13 protein-coding genes are annotated in these 14,947 nt (G+C 56.1%); 6 read left to right on the top strand and 7 right to left on the bottom strand.

The window, feature by feature from the left end:
* The first annotated feature begins 55 nt into the window (after nt 1-55).
* Nucleotides 56-1,012 carry an AraC family transcriptional regulator gene (locus B3B59_RS12685; protein ID WP_212475659.1) on the top strand — a complete coding sequence of 319 codons (957 nt, stop codon included), beginning with the start codon at nt 56-58 and terminating at the stop codon, nt 1,010-1,012.
* 52 nt (nt 1,013-1,064) lie between these two features.
* Here the strand turns inward: B3B59_RS12685 and B3B59_RS12690 are convergent, their stop codons facing one another.
* Complete coding sequence (locus B3B59_RS12690; protein ID WP_040075218.1) at nt 1,065-1,814, bottom strand: phage antirepressor KilAC domain-containing protein; 750 nt, start codon at nt 1,812-1,814, stop codon at nt 1,065-1,067.
* A gap of 141 nt (nt 1,815-1,955) precedes the next feature.
* The gene (locus B3B59_RS12695) at nt 1,956-2,741 is read right to left on the bottom strand and encodes an OBAP family protein (protein ID WP_040075216.1); all 786 of its coding nucleotides are present in this window, start codon (nt 2,739-2,741) and stop codon (nt 1,956-1,958) included.
* Nucleotides 2,742-2,968: 227 nt separating this feature from the next.
* Here B3B59_RS12695 and B3B59_RS12700 point away from each other — a divergent pair, with 227 nt between their 5' ends.
* A complete protein-coding gene (locus B3B59_RS12700; protein ID WP_286809169.1) occupies nt 2,969-4,645 on the top strand; it encodes an alpha,alpha-trehalase in 1,677 nt (558 codons plus the stop codon).
* A gap of 38 nt (nt 4,646-4,683) precedes the next feature.
* On the opposite strand, the gene B3B59_RS12705 is transcribed toward B3B59_RS12700, so the two are convergent.
* The gene (locus B3B59_RS12705; protein ID WP_046885150.1) at nt 4,684-4,938 is read right to left on the bottom strand and encodes a GlsB/YeaQ/YmgE family stress response membrane protein; all 255 of its coding nucleotides are present in this window, start codon (nt 4,936-4,938) and stop codon (nt 4,684-4,686) included.
* Nucleotides 4,939-5,142: 204 nt separating this feature from the next.
* On the opposite strand from B3B59_RS12705, the gene ycgR reads away from it, so the two are divergent.
* Nucleotides 5,143-5,874 carry a flagellar brake protein YcgR gene (gene ycgR / locus B3B59_RS12710; protein ID WP_286809172.1) on the top strand — a complete coding sequence of 244 codons (732 nt, stop codon included), beginning with the start codon at nt 5,143-5,145 and terminating at the stop codon, nt 5,872-5,874.
* 36 nt (nt 5,875-5,910) lie between these two features.
* Here the strand turns inward: ycgR and emtA are convergent, their stop codons facing one another.
* Nucleotides 5,911-6,522, bottom strand: coding sequence for a membrane-bound lytic murein transglycosylase EmtA (emtA, locus tag B3B59_RS12715; protein ID WP_040075211.1), 612 nt, complete (start codon nt 6,520-6,522; stop codon nt 5,911-5,913).
* 113 nt (nt 6,523-6,635) lie between these two features.
* Between emtA and ldcA the strand changes: the two genes are divergently transcribed.
* The gene (gene ldcA, locus B3B59_RS12720) at nt 6,636-7,550 is read left to right on the top strand and encodes a muramoyltetrapeptide carboxypeptidase (protein WP_286809175.1); all 915 of its coding nucleotides are present in this window, start codon (nt 6,636-6,638) and stop codon (nt 7,548-7,550) included.
* 97 nt (nt 7,551-7,647) lie between these two features.
* Nucleotides 7,648-9,381 carry a potassium/proton antiporter gene (locus tag B3B59_RS12725; RefSeq protein ID WP_233804200.1) on the top strand — a complete coding sequence of 578 codons (1,734 nt, stop codon included), beginning with the start codon at nt 7,648-7,650 and terminating at the stop codon, nt 9,379-9,381.
* A 444-nt stretch (nt 9,382-9,825) separates the two neighbouring features.
* On the opposite strand, the gene dadX is transcribed toward B3B59_RS12725, so the two are convergent.
* Together dadX and B3B59_RS12735 are read right to left on the bottom strand one after the other, a co-directional pair.
* Nucleotides 9,826-10,896: a catabolic alanine racemase DadX gene (gene dadX / locus B3B59_RS12730; protein WP_207291904.1), complete on the bottom strand. Its 1,071-nt coding sequence runs from the start codon at nt 10,894-10,896 to the stop codon at nt 9,826-9,828.
* A gap of 13 nt (nt 10,897-10,909) precedes the next feature.
* The gene (locus tag B3B59_RS12735; protein ID WP_286809178.1) at nt 10,910-12,208 is read right to left on the bottom strand and encodes a D-amino acid dehydrogenase; all 1,299 of its coding nucleotides are present in this window, start codon (nt 12,206-12,208) and stop codon (nt 10,910-10,912) included.
* 323 nt (nt 12,209-12,531) lie between these two features.
* Between B3B59_RS12735 and B3B59_RS12740 the strand changes: the two genes are divergently transcribed.
* Entirely contained in the window at nt 12,532-14,064 is a 1,533-nt protein-coding gene (locus B3B59_RS12740) for a SpoVR family protein (protein ID WP_040075205.1), read from the top strand.
* A gap of 31 nt (nt 14,065-14,095) precedes the next feature.
* On the opposite strand, the gene fadR is transcribed toward B3B59_RS12740, so the two are convergent.
* Entirely contained in the window at nt 14,096-14,815 is a 720-nt protein-coding gene (gene fadR, locus B3B59_RS12745) for a fatty acid metabolism transcriptional regulator FadR (RefSeq protein WP_040075204.1), read from the bottom strand.
* Nucleotides 14,816-14,947 lie beyond the last annotated feature (132 nt).

Here is a 14,947-nt window from a genome sequence, read left to right on the forward strand (position 1 = left end):
GACGATCTATGACATATAATCTCCAATTATTGATTAATCGTCCGGAGTTGCCGTTATGACCCTCCATGCCCCTGATTTGATCAGCGAAATGCTGCGCGGAATGCGCCTCTCCGGGGTGAAATATCGCCGTATCGAAGCCAGCGCCCCCTTCGGCGTAGCGTTCAGCCATGCGCCCGGAAAGGCACAGTTTCACTTTATTAGCCGGGGTCCGGCGGTACTGAAAATGGAGAGCGGCGCAACCTTTGCGCTGAACAGCGGCGATGCGCTGTTTATTCCCAACGGTAATTCACATGCCCTGCTCTCTGACGAACATGCCGACGTTACGCCGGTGTCGGCCTTCCCCAGCGAGCCGATTTGCAATTCGGTATGTGATATTCACTGCGAGCCGTGCCCGGACAGTGAGAATGTGATTATTTTCAGTGGATGTATGGATTTCGAACTGGGGGGGATGCAGCCGCTGATCCGCGCCATGCCTGAGGTGATGATGGTCAGCCGACTCATGTCCACCTGGCCTGAAATTCACCCGTTACTGGCCGCGATGGAGCGCGAATCGACAGCCCAGCAGGTGGGTTTTGCCGGGATACTCGCCCGTCTGGCAGACGTGGTAGCCGCGCTGATCGTGCGCGGCTGGGTTGAATCCGGCTGCGGCAAAGCCACGGGTTGGGTACAGGTGCTACGCGACCCACGCCTGAGCCGGGCGATTTATGCCATGCACCAGCAGCCAGGCATAAACTGGAGCGTGGCGGAGCTGGCCAGAGAGGCGGGGACATCGCGCTCGGTCTTTGCTGAGCGTTTTCTCTCCGCCACCGGCACGACGCCGGCCAAATATCTGGGCGAGCTTCGGATGCGGCTGGCGATCCAGTATATCGGGCAGGAAAATCAGGCCATCGAGACCGTGGCACTGCGCCTGGGCTACAGTTCGCTGGCGGCCTTTAGCCGGGCATTTAAGCGTATCGTCGGCCATTCGCCGGGGGCGCTGCGCGAGGCAGGCCAGGTGCCTGAGGAGATTTGACCCTCTCGCCCCCGGCGTGGCGCCGGGGTACGAAGGGTGATGTACGCGGGGGTTATAGCCAGTTTTGCCCTGGGGTTGCCCCCTCGCTGCGCTCATCGCGCGGTACTTCAATCAACAGCGAAGAGAGGTGTTTTGCCCACAGTCCGGCAACCCATTTCACGCCGCGCGCCGTAAAGCGAGCCTGAGACCAGCTATGCTGGTTTTCACCCACGCCGCTGTGCAGGGTAAAATAGCCCGCCTCAATGTGATGCTGTGGCGGTACCAGGGTTCCCCCCACGCGCTGCATGATATTACGCTCCAGTAAAAATGCCCGGAACGCAGGCTCTTTCGCGTTCAGCATTTTACAAAGCTGACGAAAGCCCAGCGATGTATTCACGCTAATGAACTGATCAAAAAAGGCGGCCTTTGGGGCGGAACGGGCAAGTTCCTCCTCCGCACGCTGGCGTTTTTCGTACTGCTCGGCCCACGCGCGCGCCGCCGCTGCCGGGTTAGTGAAATCAGGAAGATTGACGCTTTTCTCTCGCTCCTGCCAGCGATCCAGCATGGTGGCGGTAAAGGCCGGAGAGATGCGCGACACCGTCAGCAGGGAGTCGCGTTTGTTCAGCAAAAACTCCTGCCGCATTTCACCTTCACGCTCATACACACTCGCCGTCACCGGCTGCGAAAGACGTTGCGCCGTTTCCAGGCTTTTAACCATGCGCTTCACCTCGGTATGGGTCATACCGATCACCTTCGCGATTTCACGGCTGCTGATGGTGGCAGGCTGCTCATAGGACGGGAAACTTTCAACAGGAATTACCATAGGATTCACCCCTCACTCATACAATACTCGGGTAATTTGCTCTAATAGTATACAAATACCTGTTTAAATATCCAGTATAATTTTTGTCCATTTTACGACGCGTGCTGGCCTACCACTAACAGGATCCCATCATTATGATCTTTAAGGTGAATGCTGTTCAGAGGTGCCGAAATGCGCGGTATCACCCTTGCCATGCTCTCCACTTCCCTTCACGCGCTGGAGCTGTATGACCTCCCCGTGCTGCCAGGCATTGGCCCCCTTCGCTACCGGGTGCGCGACGATATCAGCGCGCTGACGTTTAATCTCCTGCGTATTGATCTTCAGACGACGATCGCGATCCGCCAGCAGCCCAGGATCGAGTTGCCCTTCTCCCGTGAAGCCCATCATCAGTGCCGGTATACCCAGCGGCAGGTTTTTATCCCGATCGGTATGCCAGGTGTGCCAGGTCTTGCCGTAGGTGTTCACTATTTTTTTCATTAACGCCTTATCCGCGACGGCAGGCAGCCCCGGCGCCACCAGACTCCCTGATTTCACTTCGTACTGATGGCTGTGCCAGAGTTTTTTCTCTTCTGGCGGTAAGGTGTTAAAGAGACGTTCGCTGATGATGTACTCCACCCCCATCAGCCGGGCATCCCGGGTATTACCATCATAAATGACCGCCTGCATGACATCGTCATTCAGTACCGTCACATAATGATGGGCCTCCATTTGCCCATTTTTATCCCCGCTATAGAAATGGAAACCATCCAGATAAGCGCTAATGGCATCAATAGGGGGGCGAGACTGAATGACTTGCGCACCCGTTTCCAGCGTACTGAGAGTCGCGGAAGTCTTCTCTCCGGGGATCGGCGTTTGCGGCGGCGTGTTATTCGCCCCGCAGCCGACAAGCATCACCATGGCTGGAACGAACAGAGACAGAAATTTCATGAGCACTCCCTTTATGTTAACCCGGTTATGAAGGTAGTGCAGGCTCGGGAATTAATCCGGTGAAAAGGCAAAAAAGCGCACTTTTACTCTGGCCACTGCGCAGCGGTAAATTGTCTGTAACTGCGCAAAATGCCGTATCCGGCACGCGAAATGTCTCAGATTCGTCTAAGGTTTTCAGGTGATTGATGACAGCGGACACGCTGCTCAGCAACTTAAGGAGAATCACCATGATAACACCTCAACTGCGCCCTGCGCTGCGGCTGGCAATGGGTGGCATATTGCTTGGTTTTAGCGCCTGTAGCCTTGCAGACGATGCCCCTGCCGGGCAGCCGCAATCCCCTGATATCCTGTTTGGTCCGCTGTTTAATGATGTACAGAGCGCCAAGCTCTTCCCCGACCAGAAGACCTTTGCCGATGCGGTACCCAAAAGCGATCCGCTGATGATCCTGGCCGATTACCGTATGCAGCGAAATCAGTCCGGCTTCGATCTGCGCCATTTTGTGGATATGAACTTCACCCTGCCCAAAGCGGCCGAAAAGTATGTTCCCCCCGCAGGACAGAGTCTGCGTGAACATATTGATGGTCTCTGGCCCGTGCTGACGCGCACCACCGATACCGCCGGCAAATGGGACTCCCTGCTTCCGCTGCCTAAGCCGTACGTAGTGCCGGGCGGCCGTTTTCGTGAGGTCTATTACTGGGATAGCTATTTCACCATGCTGGGGCTGGCGCAGAGTGGCCACTGGGATAAGATTGCCGATATGGTGGCGAACTTCGGGCATGAGATCGACGCCTGGGGACACATTCCTAACGGCAACCGCAGCTACTACCTGAGCCGCTCCCAGCCGCCTTTCTTCTCACTGATGGTAGAGTTACTGGCGACCCACGATCCCGAGGCGCTGAAGCAGTACCGTCCTCAGATGGAGAAAGAGCATGCCTACTGGATGGAGGGCGTCGATGCACTCCAGCCGGGCCAGGCTAATCAACGCGTGGTGAAACTGGAGGATGGATCCATTCTCAACCGCTACTGGGACGATCGTGACACGCCGCGTCCGGAGTCGTGGATGGATGATGTGACTACCGCCAAAAACAACCCCGATCGACCGGCGACGGAGATCTACCGGGATCTGCGTTCTGCGGCCGCTTCCGGCTGGGACTTCAGTTCGCGCTGGATGGACGACCCGAAAAAGCTGGGCACCATACGCACCACCAGCATTGTGCCGGTAGATCTGAACGCCCTGATGTTCAAGATGGAAAAACTGCTGGCAAAAGCCAGCCAGGAAGCGGGTGACAGCGCCGCGGCCAGCAAATATGACGGCCTGGCGAGCGCACGTCAGAAGGCGATGGAGAGCCACCTGTGGAATGATAAAGAGGGCTGGTATGCCGATTACGACCTGAAAACCAAAAAGGTCCGTAACCAGCTGACCGCCGCTGCACTCTTCCCGCTGTATGTGAATGCGGCTGCGCAGGATCGCGCCGATAAAGTGGCGAAGGCCACCGCGTCGCGTCTGCTGAAACCCGGTGGCATTACTACCACTACCGTTAACAGCGGTCAGCAGTGGGATGCCCCAAACGGTTGGGCGCCGCTGCAGTGGGTCGCAACCGAAGGGTTGCAGAACTACGGGCATAAAAAAGTGGCGATGGATGTGACCTGGCGCTTCCTGACCAACGTACAGCACACCTACGACCGGGAGAAAAAACTGGTGGAGAAATATGACGTCTCTACCACCGGCACGGGTGGCGGTGGCGGCGAATATCCGCTGCAGGATGGTTTCGGCTGGACTAACGGCGTGACCCTACAGATGCTGAGCCTGGTTTGTCCTAAAGAGAAACCGTGCGATAGCCTGCCCGCAAACCAACCCGCGGCAAACGATGAGCCTGCCCCGCAGGCTCAGGCCGCGCAATAAAGAAAAAGGCCCTCAGATGAGGGCCTTTTTTTACGACGTTATGCGCGACGTAACAACCTGAATATACCCAGCACAACGATGGCGCCGACCACGGCGACCAGGAAACTGTGCAAATTAAAACCGGATACACTGCCGCCGATACCGAACATGGTGGCCAGCCAGCCGCCCACGACAGCACCCACGACGCCCAGGACACAGGTCAGAATAAAGCCGCCGCCATCACGACCAGGCATAATAAACTTGGCGATAACGCCAGCAACCAGACCAAACACAATCCAGGCGATGATACCCATAGCGATGCCCTCTTGCTTTGAATGGTGCGCGAGACACCTGTCCGCGCAGGTAATGTAAGTATAGGCAATGGTGGGAAAATCATTTTCTTCTCACTGACTTAATTCGCCAGGCATAACGAAAAAAATCCCTGGTTTGTATTAAGTTCTGCGCAGGTGCTGCCGATAACTCAGGGATAGTCTCTCAATATCGAGGAGCCCCAGGGCGTGAGTAATTACAGTGAGCAGTTCCTGAAAAACAATCCGCTGGCTGTGTTAGGTGTATTACGGGACCTGCAAAAAAATGATGTCCCGGTGCGTATTAGCTGGGGCAACAACCAGTTTATTAGCAAGATTCTCGACCTCTCACCTGATAACGTGATTATTGACCTGGGTAGCCAGGACTATGAAAACCGCGCGGTGCTGCGCGCTGAGAGCCTCTGCATCACGGCAGATACCAAAGGCGCCAAGGTTGAATTCACGCTGCCGGCATTTGAAGAAGGAGAGTATCAGTCGCTGCCTGCTTTCGTTGCCCCCCTGCCCGATTCCGTCTGGTTTATTCAGCGTCGCGAGTTTTTCCGTATTCCTGCGCCACTGCACCCCGCTTACTACTGCAGAGCCAAAATGCCGGACAAGAGTGAACTGCGCTTTCGCCTGTATGACCTCTCGCTGGGGGGGATGGGCGCATTAATGGAGGGCGCGAAACCGGAGTCGCTGGTAGAAGGAATGCGTTTTTCGCAGCTTGAGCTGGATATGGCGAACTGGGGGATATTTCGTGTCGATGCCCAGCTGATCTCCGTGAGCGAGCGGCAAGTGGTGGACGGTAAAAACGAGACCATTTCTACCCCGCGTCTCAGCTTCCGCTTCCTGAACGTCAGTCCGGCGGTTGAGCGCGATCTGCAACGTATCATCTTCTCACTGGAACGCGATGCGCGCGAGCGCGCGAGCAAAGTGCGCTGAGGATAACCGGGCAGCGTGGGGCTGCCCGGCCTGTTTTTACATCGCGTCCATCGCTTTCTGTACTTTCCAGATATAGCGCGGTGCCTGCGGAGCCGGATGGTTTTGCACTACGTGATCGTAAAACTCCTGTTTATTGAGATCGTTGATCTCGCTTATTGCCTTTTTACGATCCGACGAGAAGGTTCGCAGTAACGCGCCTGCCCCGTTCACGTATGAAACCACCAGCGCATACTGCATCACTTCCGGGTCTTCAATTCCCTTCAGAATGCCGTGTTCGAGAATACTCAGATAGGCCGTGCCCATCGAGATATTGCGCTCCGGGTTTTTCAGCTCGCTGGTAGAGGGCTCACCCTTCCAGCCCATATAGCGATACACTTCGCGCCCGGCCGTGGAGGCTTTAAGCTGCATCAGCCCAACCGCGTTGGATTTACTCACCAGCGTCGGATTACCACCCGACTCCACCGCGATAATAGCGGTGATCAACCGTGGGCTCACCCCCCATGCCGCACCGGCTTTTTCGGTGATAGGCATCCACTGCATAGCGCGTTTGACCGGCACTTCCGGGTTCCAGGGTTGTTGTTTGTAATCCTGCTTCGACGAACAGCCCGCCAGCAATACCATTAAAAAAGCAAACCATCTCAATTTCACGTCATCTATCCTTATGGCCAGTCATCGCAGCTGCCCTCTCATCCACTTGCTGAAGGGCAATAACAAGCGGCATGATATATACATTTGGTTTTATAAGTCAGCAAGGAAATGCCATGTCTCAGTTTCATCTTATCGCTCCGTCCGGGTACTGCATAAACCAGGAGGCGGCGCAGCGGGGAATAGCGCGTCTCATTGAGAGCGGCCATAGCGTACAAAATCAGACAATTGTACCCCGCCGCCAGCAACGTTTTGCCGGCACCGAAGCGCAGAGACTGAACGATATCAATGCGCTAGCCACGCTGCCCGGCGCTGATCAAATTGTGATGGCGGTACGCGGCGGCTACGGTGCCAGCCGCCTGCTGGAGCAGATTGACTGGGCAGGGCTGGGGAGACGTCAGCAACAGGATCCGCTGCTCATCTGCGGTCACAGTGATTTTACCGTGATTCAGTTGGGTCTGCTGGCGCTGCACAATGTCATCACCTTTAGCGGCCCCATGCTGGCGGGCAATTTCGGCGCCCCGACGCTGGATGCCTTTACCATCGACCATTTCTGGCGGGCGCTGAGAAATCCTACCTTCACCCTGCACTGGCAGGGTCAGGGCCCTTGTTGCACCTGCGAGGGTCAACTCTGGGGCGGCAACCTGGCGATGCTGGTATCGCTGATTGGCACCCCCTGGCTACCCGTCATTGAGAACGGCATCCTGGTGCTGGAAGATATCAATGAGCATCCGTTCCGTGTTGAACGCATGCTGTTGCAGCTACACCATGCGGGTATCCTCGCGCGCCAGCGGGCGATTGTGTTGGGCAGTTTTAGCGGCGCAGCCGCCAATGATTACGATGCCGGCTACGATCTGCAAACCATGATCGATTACCTTCGTAGCAGAGTAGCGGTACCGGTGATCGCCGGACTCGATTTCGGCCACGAACAGCAGACGGTCACGCTGCCGCTGGGTGCGCAGGCAGTCCTTTTAAACGATGAAAAGGGCACCTCTTTAACGGTTAGCGGCCATCCGGTCATAAAGTCATAAAAAAAGGTGCTTAACCGCCTCATTTAAACGCTGTGAGTGTCGTTAATATGTTAGGGTTTTAATAACAGTCACAGCGTCAGGCGGGAGTAAGCAAACATTGGATGCCGCAGCAATAATCAGTCTCTTTATCCTGGGTTCAGTTCTTGTAACCTGTAGTATTTTATTAAGTTCGTTTTCTTCCCGTCTCGGCATACCTATTCTGGTTATTTTCCTGGCTATCGGCATGCTCGCAGGCGTTGATGGCGTGGGCGGTATTCCTTTCGATAACTACCCCATGGCGTACATGATCAGTAACCTCGCGCTGGCGGTGATCCTCCTTGACGGCGGCATGCGCACGCAGGCCAGCTCCTTTCGCGTAGCGCTGGGCCCGGCCCTGTCGCTGGCCACGGTCGGAGTGCTTATTACCTCAGGCCTGACGGGAATGATGGCGGCATGGTTATTTAAGCTGGATATCATGGAGGGGCTGCTGATTGGCGCCATTGTCGGCTCTACCGACGCCGCCGCGGTTTTTTCCCTGTTGGGGGGCAAGGGGCTTAACGAACGTGTCGGCTCCACGCTTGAGATTGAATCCGGCAGCAACGATCCCATGGCGGTATTTCTCACTATCACGCTGATTGAGATGATTCAGCAGCACGAAACCGGCCTCAGCTGGATGTTCGCCTGGCACATCATCCAGCAGTTTGGTCTGGGCATCATTATCGGTCTCGCCGGGGGGTATTTGCTCCAGCAGATGATTAACCGTATTTCGCTGCCTGGCGGTCTCTACCCCTTACTGGCGCTCAGCGGCGGGATTTTGATCTTTGCCCTTACCACCGCGCTGGATGGCAGCGGCATCCTGGCGGTTTATCTGTGCGGCTTTTTGCTGGGTAACCGGCCTATCCGTAACCGGCACGCCATTTTGCAGAACTTCGACGGGCTAGCCTGGCTGGCACAAATTGGCATGTTCCTGGTGCTGGGGCTGCTGGTGACCCCGTCCGATCTGCTGCCAATTGCCGTACCGGCGCTGCTCTTATCGGCATGGATGATCTTCTTCGCGCGTCCACTGTCGGTGTTTGCTGGCCTGCTGCCGTTCCGCGGATTTAATCTCCGCGAGCGCATCTTTATCAGTTGGGTTGGTTTACGCGGCGCGGTGCCGATCATCCTGGCCGTCTTCCCGATGATGGCGGGGCTGGATAACGCCCGCTTGTTCTTCAATGTGGCCTTCTTTGTGGTGCTGGTGTCGTTACTCTTCCAGGGGACGTCGCTGGGCTGGGCGGCCAAAAAAGCCAAAGTGGTGGTGCCGCCGGTCGGCTGGCCGGTCTCCCGCGTCGGGCTGGATATTCATCCGGAGAACCCGTGGGAGCAATTTGTTTACCAGCTCAGCGCCGATAAGTGGTGCGTGGGCGCGTCACTGCGCGACCTGCACATGCCCAGCGAAACACGCATCGCCGCGCTGTTTCGTGATAACGCTCTGCTGCACCCTACCGGTAGTACCCGCCTGCGCGAGAACGATATTCTCTGCGTGATTGGCCGCGAGCGAGACCTGCCTGCGCTGGGCAAGCTGTTTAGCCAGTCGCCGCCGGTGGCGCTGGATCAGCGCTTCTTCGGTGATTTTATTCTGGAGGCCAGTGCCAAGTTTGCCGATGTGGCCTTGATCTACGGTCTTGATGAAGGTCTGGAGTATCGCCAACAGCAGCAGACACTGGGTGAGATTATTCAGCAACTGCTGGGCGCCGCGCCGGTAGTGGGTGACCAGGTGGAGTTTGCCGGGATGATCTGGACCGTCGCTGAGAAGCAAGATAACGCAGTCCTGAAGGTGGGTGTTCGCGTTGCTGAGGATGGTGAAGAGTAGCGGCCTTGTTTATCGTATAAACAAGGCAATCTGAGGGTTGTAATGCCGATCAGTTAAGCACGGTGGAATTGTTCCGTTCACCTCATGTTCAGCAGAATATGGCATCACACCACCCGTGAACGTGATAAGGGGGACCGCCGGGTCCCCCTTATCAATCCCCGCGGCCCCGCGACGAAATCGGTGCTTCGCACTGCGCTCACCTCCCGACCTCCTGCCTGCGGTCGGCTCAACTCGACGTCCCTGTCTCGCTTCGCCTCTGGCCGCCATCCATGGCGTCCAGCCCTTGTCATCCGGTCTCCGGTTCGCCGATTTCAGCGGGGAGTCAACACCCGTGCCCCGGTCAGGCCGCTGAGGAAACGGCATAGAACAGAAATGCTTTAGTTAACGGAACAATTCACCCTACTTAACTGACTGGCATGACATCCCACGTTGTTTTTTTAGTGGTTACACCGTCACGACCGGTACCCGCGGCGCCAGGGCGCACATCAACTCGTAACCGATGGTGCCTGCCGCTGCGGCGACATCATCAATTTTTATCTCGTTGCCCCAGAGCTCAACCGGTGAACCGATACCCGCCTGCGGGCACGGCGTTAAGTCAATGGCCATCATATCCATTGAGATAGCGCCAACGGTGCCGGTGCGTACCCCATCCACCCATACCGGGGTGCCGTTGGGGGCGATGCGCGGATAACCATCGGCATATCCCCCCGCCACGATGCCGATCCGCTGCTCCCCGCTGGCGCGGTAGCGGCTGCCATAACCTACGGCATCACCCGCCTTCAGGGTCTGTACGCCGATAATTTCGCTGCGCAGGGTCATCACCGGTTTTATTCCGCTATTCGCTACATCCTGCCACTGACCCGACGGCGAGGCGCCGTACAAAATGATGCCGGGGCGCACCCAGTCGAAATGGGCCTGAGGATGCCAGAGCGTGGCCGCCGAGTTAGAGAGCGACCGCGGGCAGTTAAGCCCCTCGGCCGCCTGTTCGATACGCGCCATTGGCGCGGTAATTCCGTCGGGCAGTTCCGATTCGGCGAAGTGGGACATTAAAGTCATTTCGCCCACATTCTGCATGGCGCGCAGCTGCTGCCAGACGCTGTGCACCCGCTCAGGTGGGAAGCCCAGCCGATTCATGCCGCTGTTGACCTTCACGTAAATATCCAGCGGCGCGTGCAGTTTCGCATTTTGCAGAACCTTGACCTGCCAGTTGCTGTGAATGCTGGTGGTAAGACGATATTTATCCAGCAGGGGTAACTCATCCGCATGGAAGAATCCCTCGAGCAGCAAAATCGGCCCTTTCCAGCCGCGCTCACGCAGCAGGATCGCCTCTTCAAGATTGAGCAAGGCAAAACCATCGGTAGCGCTTAAGGCGCTCCAGATGCGATCCAGACCATGGCCATATGCATTAGCTTTGACCACCGACCAGACGCGTGAAGCTGGCGCAGCGCGACGCACAACCTGCAGGTTATCCTTCAGGGCCTGCAAATCGATCTGTGCCAGAACGGGACGGGACATGACGACTCCTTTATTAGTTATGTGCGCCGTGCAGGTGTTGTGCGCGTGACGGAGAGTATCCCGGACGATAGCGCGCCACACTTAAATCATCAAACGGAATTACCGGCGTCCGCCCGGAGATCAAATCGCTCAGCAGCTGACCAGAGCCACACGCCATGGTCCAGCCCAGCGTGCCGTGGCCGGTATTGAGCCACAGGTTTTTAAACGGCGTGCGGCCTACCACAGGCGTACCGTCCGGCGTCATCGGACGCAACCCGGTCCAGAAAGTGGCCTGCTCGATAACACCGCCGCGTGGGAAAAGATCCCCGACGACCATCTCGAGCGTTTCACGCCGCGGCTGCAGCAGCTCGGTGTTAAAGCCGACAATTTCAGCCATGCCACCCACGCGGATGCGGTTATCAAAGCGGGTGATGGCAATTTTATAAGTCTCATCGAGAATGGTCGAAACCGGGGCGCCACTCTCCTCTTTCACCGGGATGGTGAGCGAGTAGCCCTTCAGCGGATAGACCGGAATGTCGACAATGCCTTTCAGCATGGCGGTGGAGTATGAGCCAAAGGCCATAACGTAGGCATCCGCTTTGACCACCTCTTCCCCGCATTTCACGCCGTAGATTTTTTCCCCTTCGTACAGCAGCTGATCGACAGCGGTGTTGTAACGGAATTTCACCCCTGCCTGCTCCGCCATCAGAGCCAGGTTCTGGGTAAAGAGCTGGCAGTCGCCGGTTTCATCGTTAGGCAGACGCAGGCCGCCGGTCAGTTTATGCGCCACGTCCGCCAGCGCAGGCTCAATCTGGGCCAGTTGACTGGCTTCCAGCAGTTGATAAGGCACGCCCGCATCCTCCAGCACCGCAATATCACGGGTGGCGTTCTCGTACTGCTGCGCCGTGCGGAACAGCTGCAGGGTGCCGCCCTGCCGTCCTTCATACTGGATATTAGTGCTGGCGCGCAGCGCTTTCAGGCAGTCGCGGCTGTATTCGGCCAGGCGCACCATGCGGCCTTTATTCTCCATATAGTGGCGCGTGTCGCAGTTACGCAGCATCTGCCACATCCACTTTAACTGAGACTGGGTGCCATCCAGGCTTATCGCCAGCGGCGCATGACGCTGGAACATCCATTTAATCGCCTTCAACGGCACACCGGGTGCCGCCCATGGCGCCGCATAGCCTGGCGAAATCTGCCCCGCGTTCGCGGCGCTGGTCTCCAGGGCCGGGCCCGGCTCCCGATCGATGACGGTCACATCATGTCCCGCCTGACTCAGATACCAGGCGCTGGTTACGCCAACGACGCCACTTCCCAGTATGACAACACGCATAGCCACTCCGTTAATAAGCAAAAGAACAATCTTCTGATTACAGATTGATAACTCAGATGAAAATATTATTCAACATACGGCTTTTTTATGGTGACTTACCTCACACCTTCCCCATCAGGCGGGGATGGGCGTTATTTGGCATCTCCTGCTGCGCGTCATTTTTAACCAGTATAAAATTCTGCCAGGACCCCATTTTACCCCGTATTGAAAATGGGAAATCGCAAAGAAAAAAATCCTGCGTCAGCACGCTTTTGAATGGGGTGTTCTATGCTTGAAAAGAGGTTCTCCAGACAGAGAGAGCTAATCACAATGAGGGCGCGCTAATGGCTACTATTGATTCGATGAATAAGGACAGCACACGTCTCAACGACGGACCCGACTGGACCTTCGAGCTGCTGGATGTCTATCTGGCAGAGATCGATCGGGTGGCAAAGTTGTACCGTCTGGATACCTATCCTCATCAGATTGAGGTCATCACCTCCGAACAGATGATGGACGCCTACTCCAGCGTCGGGATGCCCATCAACTATCCGCACTGGTCATTCGGCAAAAAATTTATCGAAACCGAACGCCTCTACAAGCATGGCCAGCAAGGGCTGGCGTATGAAATTGTGATTAACTCTAACCCCTGCATTGCCTATCTGATGGAAGAAAACACCATCACCATGCAGGCGTTAGTGATGGCCCACGCCTGTTACGGACACAACTCTTTCTTCAAGAACAACTATCTGTTCCGCAGCTGGACCGACGCCAGTTCGATTGTTGATTATCTGATTTTCGCCCGAAAATACATCACCGAGTGCGAAGAGCGCTACGGCGTGGATGAGGTGGAGAAGCTGCTCGACTCTTGCCACGCGCTGATGAACTATGGTGTGGATCGTTACAAACGCCCGCAGAAGATCTCTTTGCAGGAGGAGAAAGCGCGGCAGAAAAGCCGCGAAGAGTATCTGCAAAGCCAGGTGAATACGCTGTGGCGTACCCTGCCAAGACGCGAGGAGGAGAAGGCCATGCCCGAGGCTCGCCGCTATCCCTCCGAGCCGCAGGAGAATCTGCTCTATTTTATGGAGAAAAACGCCCCGCTGCTGGAGTCCTGGCAGCGTGAGATCCTGCGCATTGTGCGCAAGGTGAGCCAGTATTTCTATCCGCAGAAACAGACCCAGGTGATGAATGAAGGCTGGGCCACCTTCTGGCACTACACCATCCTTAATCATCTGTATGACGAAGGCAAAGTGACCGAGCGCTTTATGCTGGAGTTTCTGCATAGCCACACGAATGTGGTGTTCCAGCCGCCCTATAACAGCCCCTGGTACAGCGGAATCAACCCCTACGCGCTGGGCTTTGCCATGTTCCAGGACATCAAGCGTATTTGCCAGACGCCGACAGAAGAGGACAAGTATTGGTTCCCGGACATCGCCGGTTCAGACTGGCTGACAACGCTCCACTTCGCGATGCGCGACTTTAAGGATGAGAGCTTTATCAGCCAGTTCCTGTCCCCCAAAGTGATGCGCGACTTCCGCCTGTTCACGGTCATGGATGACGATCGCAATAACTATCTGGAGATTTCCGCGATTCATAATGAAGAGGGATACCGTGAGATTCGCAATCGCCTCTCCTCTCAGTACAACCTGAGTAACCTTGAGCCGAATATTCAGGTGTGGAATGTGGACCTGCGGGGCGACCGTTCATTAACGCTGCGTTATATCCCGCATAATCGCGCGCCGCTGGATAAGGGACGCAAAGAGGTGCTGAAACATGTGCATCGTCTGTGGGGATTTGACGTCACGCTGGAGCAGCAAAACGAGGATGGCAGCGTGGAGTTACTGGAACGTTGCCCTCCGCGAATGAACACGCTGTAAACAAAAAAGCCTCTCGATGAGAGGCTTTTTTTTAGTGACCGTGAATGGCCAGATCGCCGGGCAGCGTCTTCTGCATACGGTGCCAGATCTCACCACTCTCATGACCGTAGCGGCGTACGGTTTCATATACCTGGTCGTGCTGGCTTTCTGAACAGAGCTCGCTGAGCTTGTGGTAAAAACCGAGCGCCAAAGCGCGGGCTTCCGGATTGGCGAAGTAGTGACGCCCGATGCGGGTATACAGACCTTTCATTCCGTTCAGGATCAGCCCGTAAATAGGGTTGCCGGAGGCAAAGGCCAGGCCGCGGAAGATGTTGTAATCCAGGGTGGCAAAGGCATCGGCATGATCTTCAACTTCGGTTGCACGTGCCAGCACTTCCAGCGCCTGGTCCGGATGCTGGCGGAATGCCGTGCGGATGAAGATAGTCGAGATGTTCGTGCGCACAGAGAGCAGGTTATCGATCAACTGCGGTACACTTTCATGATCGAGGCGCGCCAGCGTTTCGAGGATGTTCAGCCCCGATGTCTCCCAGAAGTTATTCACTTTGGTCGGTTTGCCATGCTGGATCGTCAGCCAGCCATCGCGGGCCAGACGCTGCAACACTTCACGTAAGGTAGTACGGGTAACACCAATCAGTTCAGAGAGTTCTCGTTCAGCGGGAAGGATCGATCCAGGTGGGAAACGGTTATTCCAGATGCTTTCGATGATGTACTCTTCCGCGAAACCCGCCGGGCTTTGCGCCTTAATGACCATAGTGAGATTTCCATTACACAGCTTTTTGCTAATGGACTCATCATACCAGAGGCAGGCAGAGGCAGATAGCGCAGCGACGCGAGAAAAAAGGGATCGCTGTTCTATTTTTGTCAATTTACGTCTGCCTCCATG

Origin of the sequence: Leclercia sp. UBA2479, from assembly GCF_002341985.1 — a bacterium.
Lineage (GTDB): Bacteria > Pseudomonadota > Gammaproteobacteria > Enterobacterales > Enterobacteriaceae > Enterobacter > Enterobacter pneumoniae.